The following is a 16,255-nucleotide window of genomic DNA, read 5'->3' as shown; positions in this document are numbered from 1 at the left end:
CCGGCATCGCTCAATCGGATGACGACGAACCGGCACCCTTCGACCCGGGGCCCTTGCCCGACGAGGAGTTGCCCTTGCCGGCGGCCAGCCCCGCGGGCGCGGCGAGCGCGTCGAGCACACCCTGCACGCGCGACATCTCGGCGGTGATGTCCTTGCGTCTGCGGTTCAACTCGTCGAGTTTGCGCTGTCCGTCGGCGCGATGACGGTCGGCGTCCTTGCGCGCCTCGGTGCGCAGTCGCTCCGCCTCCTTCCGCGCCTCGTCGAGCACCTTCTCGGCATCCGCGGCGGTCTTGCGCCGGACCGCCTGCGCCTCCCGCTGGGCCGCGGCCACCTGTTCGGCCACCTTCGCCCGCAGGTCGTCCGCGCCCTTCTGGGCGTCGGCGAGGCGCTGTTCGGCTTCCGAGAGCAACGCCTCGGCCTTCTTCACCGCGGCAATCCGTACCCTATCCGCCTCGGAACCGGCCTTGTCGCGAATCCGCTCGGCTTCCTCCGCCGCGGCCACCTTCATCTTCTCGGCGTCCACCCGGGCCTCGCTCACCTGTTCCTCCGCGGCGGCGACCAGATCGTCCACCCGCTTGCCCGCCTGCTTCAGGCCCTCCGCGGCCTGCCGGCGCGCGCGTTCGACGACCTGCTCGGACTCCTTGTCGGAGCGTTCGCGCGTCGCGGTGGTGTCCCGGCGGGTCTCGCTGATCATCGCGTCCGAGTCCTTGCGCGCCTTCTCTATCACCGCCGTCGCCTCGGCGCGCAGTCGTTCGTCCTCGGCCTCGGCCTCGGCGATCCGCCGGTCGGCGGCTTCGTTCGCCTCGGCCACGCGTAGTTCGGCCTTGCGCTCGGCGGTGCCGACGATCTCGGTGGCCCGGCCCTTGGCGTGAATCAGCAGCTCTTCCGCCTCGTTGCCGGCCTGCTCCAGCTCGGCCCGGGCCCGGTCGCGCAGTTCGGTCGCGGCCTGCTCGGCCTCGCGCAGCTCCTTGTTCGCCGCCTCCCGCCCGGCGGTTCGGGTGCGCTCCGCCTCGCGGTCGGAGTCGGACTTCATGCGATCGGCGTGCTTGCGCGCCGCGGTGACCGTCGCGTCCGCCTCCGCGCGCGCCCGCACCAGCGTGGTCTCCGCGTCGCCGCGGGCCTTGCTCAGGTCGCGCTCGGCCAGCGCGGTGAGCCGGTCCGACTCCTCCCGGGCGGCGTCCTCGATGCCCACCACCGCGGCGCGCACCGCCTCCGCCTCGGCCTGCGCCTCGGCGACCGCGCGAGCCGCGTCCTCCTTGGCCAGTCGGGCCTGGGTGGTCGCGCTCTCCAGCAGATCGCTGCCGCGCGACTCGGCCTTCTCCAACAACTCGCGCGCCCGCGCCTTGGTCCGATCGCGCAGCTCGGCCGCCTCGTCCCGGGCCTCCTCCAGCGCCTGAGCGCCCTGCGTCCGCAGTCGGGTCGCCTCCGCCGTGGCCTCCTCGCGCAACCGCGCCGCGTCCACGTCGGCCTGCTCCAGCTGGGTCAGCGCGGCCGTCTCGGCCTCGCTGCGCATCCGCTCGGCCTCCTCGGTCGCCGCCGCGAGCGCCGCGGCGGCCTCGTCGCGCAAGGTGATCGAGTCCTGCTTCGCCGAGGCCAGCGTCGTGGTCGCCTCGGTGTGCAGCCGCTGCGCCTCGGTACGGGCCGCCGCCAGTGCCTCGGCGGCCTCGCGTCGCAGCGTGCCGGCCGCGGACTCGGCGTCGGCGCGCACCTGTTCGGCGTCCCGCTCGGCACGTTCGAGCAGCGCGCGGGCGGCGGTCTGTGCCTCGGACCGGGCCCGGTCCGCGTCGGTCTCGCCCTGCGCCCGCATCGTGTCCGCGTCCGCCTTGGCCGCGGCCAGCGCGGCGGCGGCCTCCTGACGCAGCGTGCGGGCCTCGCCGTCGGCCTGCTCCAGGATGCCGAGCGCGGTCTCCTCGCCCTCCGCGCGCAACCGCGCCGCGTCCTGCTCGGCCTGCTCCAGCGCGGCCCGTACCGTCGCGGCGGTCTCGGTCCGCAGGGTGTGCGCCGCGCCCTCGGCCTCGGTGCGCATCCGCTCGGCCTCGGCATCGGCCTGCGCCAGCACCGAACGGGCGGTCTCGGTGGTCTCGTCGTGCAGCGTACGGGCGGCCGTCTCGGCCTCCGTGCGCATCCGCTCGGCCTCCTCGTCCGCCTGTTCGAGCACCGAACGTGCGGTCTCGGTGGTCTTCTCCCGCAGCGCCTGCGCGGCGGTCTCCGCCTCGGTGCGCATCCGGGTCGCGTCCGCTTCGGCCCCGGCCACCAGCGTGCGGGCCTGCTCGGTGCTCTCCGCACGCAGCGCCGCCGCCGCGCTTTCCGCCGACTCGCGCACCGAACGGGCGGTCGCCTCGGTCTCCTCGCGCAGCGTGCGCGACTCGGTCTCGGCCTCCTCGCGCATCGAGGTGGCGTCCCGGCGGGCGGCCGAACGCATCCCGTCGGCCTCCTCGCGCGAGTCGGTCAGGATCTTCTCGGCCTCCTCGCGGGCCTTGCCGATCAACTCGTCGGCCTTGACCGCGGCCGACTGGGTACGGGCGCCGGCGTCGGCCCGAGCCTGCTCCATGGTGGCCTGGGCATCCGCCCGGGCCAGTTCGAGTGCGGCCTCGGCGTCGGCGGCGGACTGCTCGGCCCTGGCCCGCAGTTCCTCGGTACGGGTGCGCAGCTCGGCGGCCTGCCGCTCCGCCTCCACCCGCATCGACTCGGCCCGGGCCACCGCCTGATCGCGCAACTCGGTCGCGGCCTGCTCGGCGCCGCGGATCAGCTCGTCGGCCGTGCGCGACGCGTCGGCGGCGGCCTTTTGGGCCTGCGCCCGGGCGGAGGCGAGCAGCTCCTCGGCCTCGGCGTGCGCGCGGCCCGCGTGCTCGGCCGCCTCGGTACGCACCCGCTCGGCCTCGGCCCGGGCCGCCTCGACCCGCTCCGCGGCCTGTGCCGCGGACTCCTCGCGCAGTTGCTCGGCGGCGCTCGCGGCCTCGCTGCGCAGGGTCTGCGCCTCGTCCCGGGCGCGCTGCAACTCCTCGCCGGCCTCCGCCTGTTGACGGGTGGTCATCTCGCGCAGCCGGTGGGTGTCGGCGACCGCCTTCTCGCGCAGCTTGCCGGACTCGGCGCGGGCCGACTCAAGCAGCTCCTCGGCGCTCTCCACCGCCTTGGCCCGCACCTGTTCGGCGTAGTCACGGGCCTCGCCGGCCAGTCGATCGCTCGACTCGCGGGTGCGGACCTCCACCGCCTCCGCGTCGGCCTGTGCGCGGGCGCGCAACTCGTCGGCCTCGGTGCGGGCTTCGCTCTGGACCCGATCCGCCTCGGAGCGGGACTTGCTCATCAGGTCGTCGGCCGCCCGGGCGGCGGTCTCCAGGCGCTCCGCGGCGCCCGCCTCGGCGTTGGTGAGCAACTCCTTGGCCTCGGCCCGGAGTCGGTCCACCTCCTGCCGGCGGCGCTCGATCTCGGCGCGTGCCCCGGCCTCCAACTCGTCGACCCGGGCCAGGGTTTCCTCACGCGCGGTGTCCAACTCGGCGCGGGTGTCCGTGCGCAGCGCCTCGGCCTCGGCGCGGGCCTCGTCGCGCAGCCGGTCGGCCTCGGTGAGCGCCTCGGCACGCAGCCGTTCGGCGCCGGCCCGGGCCTCGGCGGTGACCTTGTCCGCCTCGGCGCGGGCCTTGGTCAAGAACGCCTCGGCGTCGCCGGCCGCCTTGCCGAGCTTCTCGGTCGCCTCCGCCTCGGCGCCCTGGAGCAGGCGCTGGGCCTCGGCCTGGCGGCGGTCCGCCTCGCCGGCCGCCTCGGCGCGCAGCCGCTCGATCTCCAATTGGGCGGATTCGAGCAGTTTCGCGGTGTTCTCCGAGGCGCCCTGGGCCCGGGCGCCGGCCTCGCCGGTGACCCGTTCGGCCTCGGAGCGGGCCTCGCCGATGATCCGGGCGGCCTCCACCCGGGCGTCGCCGACCAGGCTCTCCGCGCGGGTGCGGGTCTCGGTGCGCAGCTGCTCGGACTGGTCCACCGCCGCGCTCGCCCGGGCCTTGGCCTCGGCGATCACCCGATCGGCGTCGCCCTGGGCGCGCGAGAGCAACGATTCGGCCTCGGCGCGGGTGCTCTCGCCGGTGCCGGCGGCCTGTTCGCGTGCGGCGGCGGCGATCCGCTCGGCCTCGGCGCGGGCGTTGTCCAGGAGTTGGCGCGAGCGTTCCTCGGCCTGCGCGCGCAACTGCTCGGCCCACGCGACGTTCTCGTTGACCCGGACCTCGGTGGCCTGCCGGGCCTGGGTCAGCTCCTCGTCCAGACGCCGGCGGCGCTCCATGACCTCGGCCTGCCAGTCGGCCTCGAGCCGGGCGGAGCGGGCGGCGGCCTCCTGCAGGAGGCGCTGGGTGGTCGCGCGCGACTCCTGCAGCTCGCGCTCGGCGTCCGCGCGGACCTGATCGGCCTGCAACTGGGCGTTGCGCAACATCTGCTCGGCCTGGCCGCCGATGCTGTCGAATCGGGGCGTGGCGAGTTGGCGGCGAAGGTCATGCAGCTTCGCGCGGAGAACCTCGACCTGATAGCCGAGGTCCTCCGCGTGGGCGACGGTGTCGTCGCGCTCCTTCTTCAGCCGCTTGATCTCGTCGTCGAGCTGTTCGAGGTGCTCGTCAACTTGGTAGCGGTCGTAGCCCCGCACTGTGGGGTCCCACTCCATCCCCTGGCCGCGTACGTTTCAGTACTGCATATCGGCCGTTGCCGACCGGTTGGTGACGAAACAGTCCCGTTCGTACATCCGGAACCGCCCGTACCGCATTGACTACCAGGGAGAATGGTCTCAGATCCAGGGACCGCCGTCAGACGTTACGAAAGCGGTTGATGGCGTCGATATGCCGCGCGCGCATCTCGACGTCCCGAACCCCCAGGCCCTCCTCCGGTGCCAGACACAGTACGCCCACCTTGCCCTGGTGCAGGTTTCGGTGGACGTCGTGCGCCGCCTGGCCGGTGTCTTCCAGAGCGTAGGTGCGCGACAACGTCGGGTGAATCCTACCCTTCGCCACCAGCCGGTTGGCCTCCCATGCCTCGCGGTAGTTGGCGAAGTGCGAGCCGACGATGCGCTTGAGGCTCATCCACAGATAGCGGTTGTCGTACTCGTGCATGTAGCCCGACGTCGACGCGCACGTGGCGATCGTGCCGCCCTTGCGGGTGACGTAGACCGACGCGCCGAACGTCTCCCGGCCCGGGTGCTCGAAGACGATGTCCACGTCCTCGCCGCCGGTGAGTTCGCGGATCCGCTTGCCGAACCGGTTCCACTCGCGCGGGTCCTGGGTGTGCTCGTCGCGCCAGAATCGGAAGTCCTCGGCCCGGCGGTCGATCACCAGCTCGGCGCCCATGTTCCGGCACAGCCGGGCCTTGTCCTCGGAGGACACCACGCAGATCGGCGTCGCGCCGCCGGCGAGCGCGAACTGGGTGGCGTAGGAGCCCAGACCGCCCGAGGCACCCCAGATCAGGACATTGTCCCCCTGCTTCATGCCCGCGCCGTTGCGCGAGACCAGCTGGCGGTACGCCGTCGAGTTGACCAGGCCCGGCGAGGCGGCCTCTTCCCACGACAGGTGTGCCGGCTTGGGCATCAGCTGGTTGCTCTTGACCAGGGCGATGTGGGCGAGGCCGCCGAAGTTGGTCTCGAAGCCCCAGATCCGCTGCTCGGGGTCGAGCATGGTGTCCGCGTGGCCGTCCGCGCTCTCCAACTCGACGGACAGGCAGTGGGCGACCACCTCGTCCCCGGGCTTCCAGGCGTTGACGCCCGCGCCGGTGCGCAGAACGACACCGGCGAGGTCGGAGCCGACCACGTGGTGGGGCAGGTCGTGCCGCTTGGTCAGCTCGGAGTTGCGGCCGTACTTCTCCAGGAAGCGGAACGTGGAGACCGGTTCGAAGATCGAGGTCCACACGGTGTTGTAGTTGATCGCACTGGCCATCACGGCGACGAGGGCTTCGCCGGGGCCGAGTTCGGGCAGCGGCACGTCTTCGACGTGCAGCGACTGACGCGGATCCTTGTCCCGCGATTCCAGACCCTCGAACATCGCCTCCTCGTCCTTGTGGACGGTGACGGCGCGGTACGAGTCGGGAAGGGGGAGCGCTGCGTACGCCTCCTTGGGGGTGTCCCCCGCGAGGATGGCGTCGAGGATCTCCTTCATCGTCGGCCTCCATGGGTCGGCGGTTGGAGCATGAGACAACATGAGGGAATGCTGAACTTACCCACCGGTAACGTTAGGTGGTCGGCACAAACCCGACAAGGGGCGGAGTCGCACGAACTCCACCGCTCGCTTGACGGTCTGTCAGCTTCGGGGTCGGCCGTCCGGCCGTCCGCTGCGCGGGATGCCGCGTGGGGTCGGGCGCGGAGCCGACGTCGGGTGCGGAGCGCGGGTTCGGCTCAGTGTCCGGCTTCGGGGTCGGCGGCCGAGGTCACCAGTTCGGTGAGCACACCGTGGCAGTCCTTGGGGTGCAGGAAGGTGATGCGCGAGCCCATCGAACCACGACGCGGCTCGTCGTACAGCACCCGGACGCCCTTGTCTCGGATGGCGGCCGAGTCGGTGTCCACGTCGGCGGTGCCGAAGGCGATGTGGTGGACCCCTTCGCCGTTCTTGGCCAGCCACTTGCCCACCGCCGAGTCCTCCCGGATCGGCTCCAGGAGTTGCAGGTAGGACGCGCCGCCGTCGGAGGTCTCGTTGATCTTGAGCATCGCCTCGCGGACGCCCTGTTCCTCGTTGACCTCGGTGTGGAACACCTCGAAGCCGTAGGTCGTTGTGTAGAAGTCGACCGTCTCGTCGAGGTTGTGGCAGGCGATGCCGATGTGATCGATACGGGTGAGCACCATGGCCTCCAAAGGCCGTCGAGAAACCCCGGGTTACCTGCGGGTAGATACCCGGTCCGTCGTCACGAGACTATGGGCGAGAGTCTGCCCACGATGGGCGTGGGGAAAGGGTGGGTTCCGTCACATCGAAGCCCCCTGCCACCGTCCTCGCCCTTCCGGGTAGGTTCCGGAACAACTTCACGTCCGTCGCGGGGAGGCCGCCCGATCGTCCGGATCGCCCGGGCGATGGCACCCCGACCATAAAGTTGTGGAGGCCACCCTCATGGCCGGTTCTGTCATCGTCGCCGGGGCCCGCACGCCCATGGGCCGTCTGCTCGGGTCCCTCAAGGGCTTCTCCGGCACCGACCTCGGCGCCATCGCGATCAAGTCCGCGCTCGAGCGCGCGGGCGTCACCGGGGACCAGGTCCAGTACGTGATCATGGGCCAGGTACTCCAGGCCGGCGCCGGGCAGATGCCCGCCCGGCAGGCGTCGGTCAAGGCCGGCATCCCGATGAACGTGCCCTCGCTGACCGTCAACAAGGTCTGTCTCTCCGGCCTGGACGCGATCGCGCTGGCCGACCAGCTGATCCGCGCGGGCGAGTTCGACATCGTGGTCGCGGGCGGCATGGAGTCGATGACCAACGCCCCGCACCTGCTGCCCAAGTCGCGCGAGGGCTTCAAGTACGGCGCGGTCGAGATGCTCGACGCGATGGCCTACGACGGCCTGACCGACGCGTTCGAGAACATCCCGATGGGCGAGTCGACCGAGCACCACAACACCAAGCTGAACATCTCGCGCGAGGAGCAGGACACGATCGGCGCGCTGTCCCACCAGCGGGCCGCCGCCGCGGCGAAGAACGGCGTCTTCGACGCCGAGATCGTGCCGGTACAGATCCCGCAGCGGCGCGGCGAGCCGATCGAGTTCGCCACCGACGAGGGGGTCCGGCCGGACACCACCGCGGAGACCCTGGCCAAGCTGCGCCCGTCGTTCACCAAGGACGGCACGATCACCGCGGGCACCTCCTCGCAGATCTCCGACGGCGCCGCCGCGGTCGTGGTGATGAGCAAGGCCAAGGCCGAGGAGCTGGGCCTGGAGTGGCTGGCCGAGATCGGTGCGCACGGCAACGTCGCGGGCCCGGACAACTCGCTGCAGTCGCAGCCGTCGAACGCGATCAAGCACGCGCTCGGCAAGCAGGGGCTGACCGTGGCCGACCTGGACCTGATCGAGATCAACGAGGCGTTCGCGGCGGTGGCCGTGCAGTCGATGCGGGATCTGGGCGTGGGCCCGGACAAGGTCAACGTCAACGGCGGGGCGATCGCCCTCGGCCACCCGATCGGGATGTCCGGGGCGCGCGTGGTGCTGCACCTGGCGCTCGAGCTCAAGCGGCGGGGCGGCGGTACGGGAGCGGCGGCGCTGTGTGGTGGCGGCGGCCAGGGCGACGCGCTGATCCTGACGGTGCCGGGGAACTGAGCGGCCCTTCCCGGTGTGGCCCGTCCCGGTGTGGTCGGTACCGGGTGGTCCGATCCACCGGGTGATCTGCGGTGTTGCGGGTCGGCCCGGTCGGCCCGGTCGGCTCGGGACGCGTGAGGTGGTGCGCGGTTCCGGGCCGACGGTTCACCTGAAACGATCTCGGAGTCGCGGGACGCGCGTGCGTCGCGCGGACTCCGGGGTCGTTTCGGCATATCCGAGCAGGGAAGCGGTGGCGCATGAGGTCGGGGATGGATGTCGCGACGTTGGTGGCCCAGGCCCGGGAGGGCAAGCCTCGGGCGGTCGCCCGGCTGATCTCGCTGGTCGAGGACGCGTCGCCGAAGTTGCGCGAGGTGATGGCGGCGCTGGCGCCGCTGGCCGGCAAGGCGTACGTGATCGGGCTCACCGGGTCGCCCGGGGTGGGCAAGTCGACGTCGACCACGGCCCTGGTGAGCGCGTATCGGCGGCTGGGTCGGCGGGTGGGCGTACTCGCGGTGGACCCGTCGTCGCCGTTCTCCGGCGGCGCGCTGCTCGGGGACCGGGTGCGGATGCAGGATCATGCGACCGACCCGGGGGTGTACATCCGGTCGATGGCCTCGCGGGGGCATCTGGGCGGGCTGGCCTGGTCGACGCCGCAGGCGCTGCGCGTGCTCGATGCCGCCGGGTGTGACGTGGTGATCGTGGAGACCGTCGGGGTGGGCCAGTCCGAGGTGGAGATCGCCTCGATGGCGGACAGCACGGTGGTGCTCCTGGCACCGGGGATGGGCGACGGGATCCAGGCGGCCAAGGCCGGGATCCTGGAGATCGGCGACCTCTACGTGGTGAACAAGGCGGATCGGGACGGGGCGGCCACCACGGCGCGGGAGTTGGGCCACATGCTCTCGCTCGGCGAGGCGCGGGGGCCGGGGGACTGGCGTCCGCCGATCGTCAAGACGGTGGCCTCGCGGGGCGAGGGAGTCGACGAGCTGGTCGAGGCGCTGGAGAAGCACCGGGCCTGGGCCGAGGCGGGCGGCGAACTCACGCGGCGGCGTCGGCGGCGGGTGGCGGACGAGGTGGAGGCGATCGCGGTCACCGCGTTGCGGGCGCGGATCGGGGATCTGCGGGGTGGGCGGCACTTGGACGCGCTTGCCGAGCGGGTGCTCGCGGGGGACCTGGATCCGTATTCGGCCGCGGACGAGTTGGTGGCGGGTCTCGGGGCGTAGTGGGGTGCGGGTGGGGTTGGCGGTTTTTGTCCTCAGGCGCCGGACGGGCTGATTCGGTGGGCCCTGTTCGTGGCGTGGGCCCATGTCCGCTTGCCGTCCTCAAACGCCGGACGGGCTGATTTTCGTTGCGTTTGCGGGTCGGGTGCGGCCGGGTTTGTCGTCAAGCGCCGGACGGGCTGGAGTGGGTTGGCCCTGTGCGTGGCGTGGACCCATGTCGGCTTGCCGTCCTCGAACGCCGGACGGGCTGATTGCGGTTGCGTTTGCGGGTCGGGCGCGGCCGGCTTTGTCCTCACGCGCCGGACGGGCTGGAGTGGGTTGGCCCTGTTTCGTGGCGTGGGCCCACGCCCGTTCGCCGTTCTCACGCGCCGGACGGGCTGGGTTGGGCTGCCTTCGGGGTCTGGTCGGGGTTGGTCAGGGAGGGGCAGGTCATCGGGCGGCCGGTTGGGCGTAGGTGGTTGGCCACCGTGGTGAAGGCTTCGCCCACCACCTGTTTTTGGGCCGGGGTCATCAGGTCCATCAGGTGGTCGCGGACGCTTGCCACGTGGGTGGGGGCGGCGGCCTCGAGGACGCGCCGGCCCTCCTCGGTGAGTACCGCGTAGGCGCCTCGGCGGTCGGTCGGGCAGTTGCGGCGGGTCACCAGGCCGGCGGATTCCATCCGGGTCATCTGGTGGGACAGGCGGCTCTTGGATTGCTGGGTGGCCTCGGCCAGGTCGCTGAGGCGTACCTCGTGCTCCGGGTGTTCGGAGAGCTGGACCAGGATCTGGTAGTCGTGCAGGGACAACCCGTGTGTGCGCTGGAGTTCGCGCTCCAGTTGTGGCGGCAGCATGTTGATCACGGCGATGATCTGGCGCCAGACGTGCTGGTCCTCATCGCTCAACCATCGGGGCTCGGCGTTGCTCATGTATTACAGAATAGCGAAGATAGTTGAAGCTTGAATGACTCGGCGAGTCTCTCGGTGAGTCTTGAGACGCCCACGTGACCGATGGGTAACCTCCACTACGCTTCGGCGCGTGCCGAAGCCACTGAACCTTCCCTTCGATCCGATCACGCGTGCCGACGAGCACTGGCGAGAGCGTTGGGGGGAGTGCCCGCCGATGGTCGCCATCACCTCGATCATGCGTGCCCAGCAGATTCTGCTCGCGGGCGCCGACGCGGTGCTCAAGCCGTACGGGCTGACCTTCGCCCGGTACGAGGCCCTGGTGCTGCTCACCTTCAGTCGCACCGGCGCGCTCCCGCTGTCCCGGATCGGCGAGCGGTTGATGGTGCATCCGACCAGCGTGACCAACACGATCGATCGCCTGGAGCAGGCCGAGCTGGTCACCCGCCGGCCGAACCCGCGCGACGGTCGGGGCGTACTCGCGGTGATCACCGACAAGGGGCGCGAGGTCACCGAGCGGGCCACGCGCGAGTTGACCGCGCGGGAGTTCGGGCTCGGCGCCTACACGCCGGAGCAGTGCGCGCAGTTGTTCGACCTGCTGCGGGTGTTGCGGGTGGACGCGGGGGACTTTCGGGTCGACGAGGAAGCAGCGGAAGCAGCCGAGGAAGCCGCGGGCGGGTAAGGCGGGACATACGGGCACACACCCGGCGTGCGGTGGTCGGGAGGGGGTGGATTCGGGGACCCCGGTGCGGGCGACGTAAGCTGCATGCGCCATTGTGAAAAGCGGTCGACGTGGTCGTCGAAGCCGCCGTTACCGAAGGTGCCGCCGTGAAGCCTGTCGTATTGACCCGTTACCGGGTGATGGCCTGGATCACCGGGTGCATGCTCCTGGTCCTGTGCCTGTGCATGGTCCTCAAGTACGGGTTCGACACGGGCGAGAAGGCGACGCTCTACGTCAGCCAGGCGCACGGTCTGTTCTTCATGATCTATCTCGTCGTCACCTTCGACCTCAGCAGCAAGATGAAGTGGAAGTTCGAGCGCATGCTGCTGACGATGGTCGCCGGCACCATCCCGCTCGCGTCCTTCTTCGCCGAGCGCAAGGCCGTCGAGGCGGTCCGGGAGCGCGACCTCGTCGCCGCCGGTGCCGGCGCCTCCACCGCCTGAGCCGTCCGTCACCCGCTTCCCCCCGAGGACTCCCATGCTTTCCACCGCTGTCGGCCGCTTCAAGGTGATCTCGATCGCCGAGGGCTGTTCGTTCCTGATCCTGCTCGTCTTCGGCTCGCTGCTGAGCCGGATCTCGGACATCAACCTGGTCATGCCGCTGGGCCTGCTGCACGCGGTCATGTTCATCCTGTACCTGCTGGCCATGATGGACGTGCGGACCAAGCTGTCGTGGGACAACAAGACCACGCTGCTCGCGTTCATCGCCGCGATCCCGCCGTTCGGCCCGTTCGTCTTCGACTACAAGATGAAGCACAAGCTGGTCGAGCCGAGCGCGGCGCCGGCCACCGCCTGAGCGATCACGCGCCGCTTCGCGCCCCTGGTTTCGAGCCCCCGACGGTCGTCGGGGGCTTCGGCGTTTTCCGGGTCCGTGGACATTTACTAGGACGTCCTAGTAATTTTCTGTTGCGGTGCGGGAATGAGTGCTACGACGACGCCATCGGACAGGAGCCACGTGAACACCCAGGACATCGAAGAGGGTCGGCGGCGCTGGCAGGACCGCTACGACAAGGTCCGCAACGAAGGCATGCGCCGTACGACGCTCTCCGAACTCGAGGTCGAGCCGGTCTACGGGCCACCCGCCGATCAGCCCTACGAGGGCTTCGAACGGATCGGCTGGCCGGGCGAATTCCCCTACACGCGCGGGTTGTACCCGACCGGCTATCGCGGCCGGGCATGGACCATCCGGCAGTTCGCCGGCTTCGGCAACGCCGAACAGACCAACGAGCGCTATCGGATGATCCTGGCTGCGGGCGGCGGCGGGCTTTCGGTCGCGTTCGACATGCCGACCCTGATGGGTCGCGACAGTGACGACGAACGTGCGCTGGGTGAGGTCGGGCACTGCGGTGTCGCGGTGGACTCGGCGGCCGACATGGACGTGCTGTTCCGGGACATCCCGCTCGGCGACGTGACCACGTCGATGACCATCTCGGGTCCGGCGGTGCCGGCGTTCTGCATGTACCTGGTCGCGGCGGAGCGCCAGGGGGTGGACATCGGCAAGCTCAACGGGACGCTGCAGACGGACATCTTCAAGGAGTACATCGCGCAGAAGGAGTGGCTGTTCGCGCCCGAGCCGCATCTGCGGTTGATCGGCGACCTGATGGAGTACTGCGCGGCCGAGATCCCGGCGTACAAGCCGCTCTCGGTGTCCGGCTATCACATCCGCGAGGCGGGGTCGACGGCGGCGCAGGAGCTGGCGTACACGCTGGCGAACGGGTTCGGCTATGTCGAGCTCGGCTTGTCGCGCGGGATGAACGTCGACGTCTTCGGGCCCGGGCTTTCGTTCTTCTTCGACGCGCACGTGGATTTCTTCGAGGAGATCGCGAAGTTCCGTGCTGCTCGGCGGATTTGGGCGCGGTGGATGCGCGATGTGTACGGGGCCAAGACGGCGAAGGCGCAGTGGTTGCGCTTCCACACCCAGACGGCGGGCGTGTCGTTGACGGCGCAGCAGCCGTACAACAACGTGGTGCGCACGGCGGTGGAGGCGCTCGCGGCGGTGCTGGGTGGCACGAATTCGCTGCACACGAACGCGTTGGACGAGACGTTGGCGCTGCCGAGCGCACAGGCCGCGGAGATCGCGTTGCGGACGCAGCAGGTGCTGATGGAGGAGACGGGCGTCGCGGCGGTGGCGGACCCGCTGGGCGGGTCCTGGTATGTCGAGGCGTTGACGGACCGGCTCGAGGCGGAGGCGGAGGCCACGTTCGCGCGGATTCGCGAGTTGGGGGAGACCTCGCCGCATCCGATCGGGCCGATGACGTCGGGGATCCTGCGCGGGATCGAGGACGGGTGGTTCACCGGGGAGATCGCCGAATCCGCGTTCCGGTATCAGCGGGCGGTGGAGAAGGGCGACAAGCGGGTGGTCGGGGTCAACTGCCACGAGGGCTCGGTGACCGGTGACCTGGAGATCATGCGGGTGAGCCACGAGGTCGAGCGGGATCAGGTCGCGGCGTTGGGGGCGCGGCGGGGGGCGCGGGATCAGGCGGCGGTTGATGCCGCGCTGTCCGCGATGCGGGGCGTTGCACTTGGCTCGGGGAATTTGGTGCCGCCGATGTTGGCGGCGGCTCGGGTGGAGGCGACGCTCGGGGAGATCTGCGATGTCCTTCGGGACGTGTGGGGGACGTATACGGAGCCTGCGCGGTTCTGAATTGGCCTCATGCGCCGGCCGGGCTGGATTGACCTGGCCTCCGGCCGAGGTGGCCTCAAGTGCCGGCCGGGCTTCTTGGCCTCAAACGCCGGCCGGGCTGGGTCGCCTCAAGCGCCGGCGGGGCTGGATGACCTGGCCTTCGGCCGAGGTGGCCTCAAACGCCGGCCGGGCTGGATGAGTTCGGTCGGCGGTGGGTGGTTGGTCGGCTTGGTTCGCCTCAAACGCCGGCGGGGCTGGACGGCCCGGCCCTCGGCCGAGGTGGCCTCGAACGCCGGTGGGGCCGGATGGGCTTGGTTGGGTCGGCCTGCGGGTGAGGTGGATCGGGTGTCGGTCGGGCTGGGGGGCTATGGGACCAGGCCGGAGACTACGAACGTGGTGAAGCGTTGGACCCATCTGTCCGAGGCGGGTTCGGCGCTTACCAGGATGTGGTGGACTACCGTGCCGGCTATCACGTCGAAGATCAGGTCCACGTCCAGGTCGTCCTGGGTGGTGATTTCGCCTCTGGATTTGGCTCTTGCCCGGCCCTCCAGGACCAGGCGCTTTTGCGGGTTCACCACTTCTTCGCGGATGCGGGTGCGTAGGGCCGGGTCGCTCGTCGAGTCGGCTACCAGGCCCATCAGGGCGGTGCGCATTTCCGGGCGGGCGAGTAGGGCGGCGAAGCGGCGGACCACGTCTTCGATGTCCGCGCGTAGGGTCAGGCCCTCGTCCGGGAGGTGCAGGGTGTCGAGCATTTCGGCCACCGCGGCAATGGCCAGCTCGTGCTTGGAGTTCCAGCGGCGGTAGAGGGTGGTTTTCGCCACCCCCGCGCGCGCGGCCACGTCGCCCATAGTCAGGCCCGCCCAGCCGCCGTCGGCGAGTAGGGCACGCGCCGCGGCCAGGATCGCGTCGTCCGCGGTGGTGCTGCGGGGGCGGCCCTTGCGCTGCGGAGGTGGGCCGCCGGCCGCCGGTTCGTCGTACACGAGCGGTCATGTTACCGGTTGGTACGGTGCGTGGTGGTGGTGCAATTCACATCGCGTTCCGTCCGATGCTCCCCTTACGCTACGAGGCGTAGCGAATCGCGGTGCCTGGATGGGGATTCGAGCACACGATCGCGACTGACGACCCGTCAGCGGGTCGTCGTCCGTCCCGGGGCCCGCATCCTGCGGGGACCGGGACGCGACGAGTACTTCGGCGTGCGCCGGTGGGTCGCCCCGTGCATCGTTCCGCTCGCTCTCGGGGGAAGATGTCTACATGCAGCCACGGAACATGTCCATGCGCGGAGTAGTCGACCTCGGCGCGGTCAAGGCCGCCGCCGACAATGCCGCCAAGCGGGCGGCGGCCCCGGCCGGGAAGCCTGCCGCCGGGTCCGGTGGCCAACGGGTCGTCATCGACGTCACCGAGGCCACCTTCGAGACCGACGTGCTCGCGCTTTCCCAACAGGCGCCCGTCGTGATCGACTTCTGGGCCGAGTGGTGCCAGCCGTGCAAGCAGCTGAGCCCGCTTCTGGAGCGGCTGGCCGAGGAGTACGCCGGCCGCTTCGTGCTCGCCAAGATCGACGTCGACGCCAACCCGCGCCTCGCCCAGGAGTTCGGCATCCAGGGCATCCCCGCCGTGATGGCGGTGCTCGGCGGCCAACTCGCCCCGCTGTTCCAGGGCGTGGTGCCCGAGCAGCAGGCGCGGCAGGTGCTGGACCAGCTCGTCCAGCTCGGCGAGGAGCGCTTCGGGCTGACCGGCGTGGTCGTCGACGGGGCGCCCGCCGAGGCCGCCGAGGTCGAGGAGGAGGAGCCGGCCGGCGACCCGCTGCTCACGGCGGCCGACGATGCGCTGGAGGCCGGCGATCTGGACGGCGCCGCGCAGGCGTTCCGCAACGTACTCTCCGACCACCCGGCGCACGTCGAGGCCAAGCTCGGCCTGATCAACACCGAACTCCTGCTGCGTACGCGGGGGGTGGACGCGGAGAAGGCCCGCGCCGAGGCCGCCGCGCAACCGGACGACGTCGCGGCACAGACGCTCGCCGCCGACCTGGATATCCTGGACGGTCTCGCGGACGAGGCGTTCGCCCGGCTCGTGGAGACCGTGCGCCGCACCTCGGGCGACGAGCGCAACAAGGCGCGCCTGCACCTGTTGGAGCTGTTCGAGATCGTCGGGGCGGAGGATCCGCGGGTGCCGAAGGCGCGGATGGCGCTTGCGGGCGTGCTTTTCTGAGTCCGATCCGAGGACGCTGAATTTGTCGATGAAGCCCCGGTCGCCCTCGTTGTCGAGGGTGGCCGGGGCGTTGTCTTTACTTATCTTTGACTAAGGGACATTTCCCTCGCCCTGCGTGGCACTTGGTGATCTCCGGGTGAACCATGATCGGACTTATCCCGCGAAATCGGATCACCCGGGGTGGGTGTCGATACCGCGCTGTGATGCGCGGATGGGTGTCGCCGCAAGGTCCGCGTTACTCGCCGGTAATGAACCTCTTGTGTGCCGGCCCGATCGTGAAAGATGATCGGGCCGCTCGATCCGTGTCCCCCACGCCCCGGCAGCCGGTCGGCGGCTCGGACGCGGACCTCCCCATCCAGGCCGTGCCGGTCCGTCCCAGGACAGGCAGGCC

12 protein-coding genes are annotated in these 16,255 nt (G+C 70.7%); 7 read left to right on the top strand and 5 right to left on the bottom strand.

The annotated features are described in order from the left end of the window. Positions 1-10: 10 nt before the first annotated feature. The 3 genes from ABIA38_RS35565 to mce all read right to left on the bottom strand — a co-directional run bounded on the left by ABIA38_RS35565 (position 11) and on the right by mce (position 6,790). Positions 11-4,618: a hypothetical protein gene (locus ABIA38_RS35565; protein ID WP_424643073.1), complete on the bottom strand. Its 4,608-nt coding sequence runs from the start codon at positions 4,616-4,618 to the stop codon at positions 11-13. Between the two features lie 157 nt (positions 4,619-4,775). Next, positions 4,776-6,113, bottom strand: a complete 1,338-nt coding sequence (gene ccrA, locus ABIA38_RS35560) for a crotonyl-CoA carboxylase/reductase (protein ID WP_424643072.1) — start codon at positions 6,111-6,113, stop codon at positions 4,776-4,778. A gap of 236 nt (positions 6,114-6,349) precedes the next feature. Further along, positions 6,350-6,790: a methylmalonyl-CoA epimerase gene (gene mce / locus ABIA38_RS35555; protein WP_424643092.1), complete on the bottom strand. Its 441-nt coding sequence runs from the start codon at positions 6,788-6,790 to the stop codon at positions 6,350-6,352. 262 nt (positions 6,791-7,052) lie between these two features. Between mce and ABIA38_RS35550 the strand changes: the two genes are divergently transcribed. Together ABIA38_RS35550 and meaB are read left to right on the top strand one after the other, a co-directional pair. Continuing rightward, on the top strand, positions 7,053-8,240 hold the full coding sequence (locus tag ABIA38_RS35550; protein ID WP_424643071.1) for an acetyl-CoA C-acetyltransferase: 1,188 nt from the start codon (positions 7,053-7,055) through the stop codon (positions 8,238-8,240). Positions 8,241-8,488: 248 nt separating this feature from the next. Continuing rightward, complete coding sequence (gene meaB / locus ABIA38_RS35545; RefSeq protein ID WP_424643070.1) at positions 8,489-9,439, top strand: methylmalonyl Co-A mutase-associated GTPase MeaB; 951 nt, start codon at positions 8,489-8,491, stop codon at positions 9,437-9,439. Positions 9,440-9,797: 358 nt separating this feature from the next. Here the strand turns inward: meaB and ABIA38_RS35540 are convergent, their stop codons facing one another. Beyond that, entirely contained in the window at positions 9,798-10,340 is a 543-nt protein-coding gene (locus ABIA38_RS35540) for a MarR family winged helix-turn-helix transcriptional regulator (RefSeq protein ID WP_424643069.1), read from the bottom strand. Between the two features lie 109 nt (positions 10,341-10,449). Here ABIA38_RS35540 and ABIA38_RS35535 point away from each other — a divergent pair, with 109 nt between their 5' ends. The 4 genes from ABIA38_RS35535 (at position 10,450) to ABIA38_RS35520 (ending at position 13,680) form a co-directional block, all read left to right on the top strand. After that, positions 10,450-10,998: a MarR family winged helix-turn-helix transcriptional regulator gene (locus ABIA38_RS35535; RefSeq protein ID WP_424643068.1), complete on the top strand. Its 549-nt coding sequence runs from the start codon at positions 10,450-10,452 to the stop codon at positions 10,996-10,998. A gap of 146 nt (positions 10,999-11,144) precedes the next feature. After that, positions 11,145-11,480: a DUF3817 domain-containing protein gene (locus tag ABIA38_RS35530; RefSeq protein WP_424643067.1), complete on the top strand. Its 336-nt coding sequence runs from the start codon at positions 11,145-11,147 to the stop codon at positions 11,478-11,480. Between the two features lie 34 nt (positions 11,481-11,514). Then, positions 11,515-11,832, top strand: coding sequence for a DUF3817 domain-containing protein (locus tag ABIA38_RS35525; RefSeq protein WP_424643066.1), 318 nt, complete (start codon positions 11,515-11,517; stop codon positions 11,830-11,832). 231 nt (positions 11,833-12,063) lie between these two features. After that, positions 12,064-13,680 (top strand): acyl-CoA mutase large subunit family protein, encoded by a 1,617-nt coding sequence (locus ABIA38_RS35520; RefSeq protein WP_424643091.1) that lies wholly within the window; start codon positions 12,064-12,066, stop codon positions 13,678-13,680. A 344-nt stretch (positions 13,681-14,024) separates the two neighbouring features. Here ABIA38_RS35520 and ABIA38_RS35515 read toward each other — a convergent pair whose 3' ends face one another. Next, positions 14,025-14,639, bottom strand: a complete 615-nt coding sequence (locus ABIA38_RS35515; RefSeq protein ID WP_424643065.1) for a TetR/AcrR family transcriptional regulator — start codon at positions 14,637-14,639, stop codon at positions 14,025-14,027. Between the two features lie 271 nt (positions 14,640-14,910). On the opposite strand from ABIA38_RS35515, the gene ABIA38_RS35510 reads away from it, so the two are divergent. Further along, positions 14,911-15,864, top strand: coding sequence for a tetratricopeptide repeat protein (locus ABIA38_RS35510; protein WP_424643064.1), 954 nt, complete (start codon positions 14,911-14,913; stop codon positions 15,862-15,864). The last annotated feature ends 391 nt before the right edge of the window (positions 15,865-16,255 follow it).

The sequence above is a fragment of the Embleya sp. AB8 genome, assembly GCF_049739465.1.
GTDB lineage: Bacteria > Actinomycetota > Actinomycetes > Streptomycetales > Streptomycetaceae > Embleya.
The sequence above is the reverse complement of the archived record's forward strand: the minus strand, read 5'-3'. Positions and strand labels throughout refer to the sequence as shown.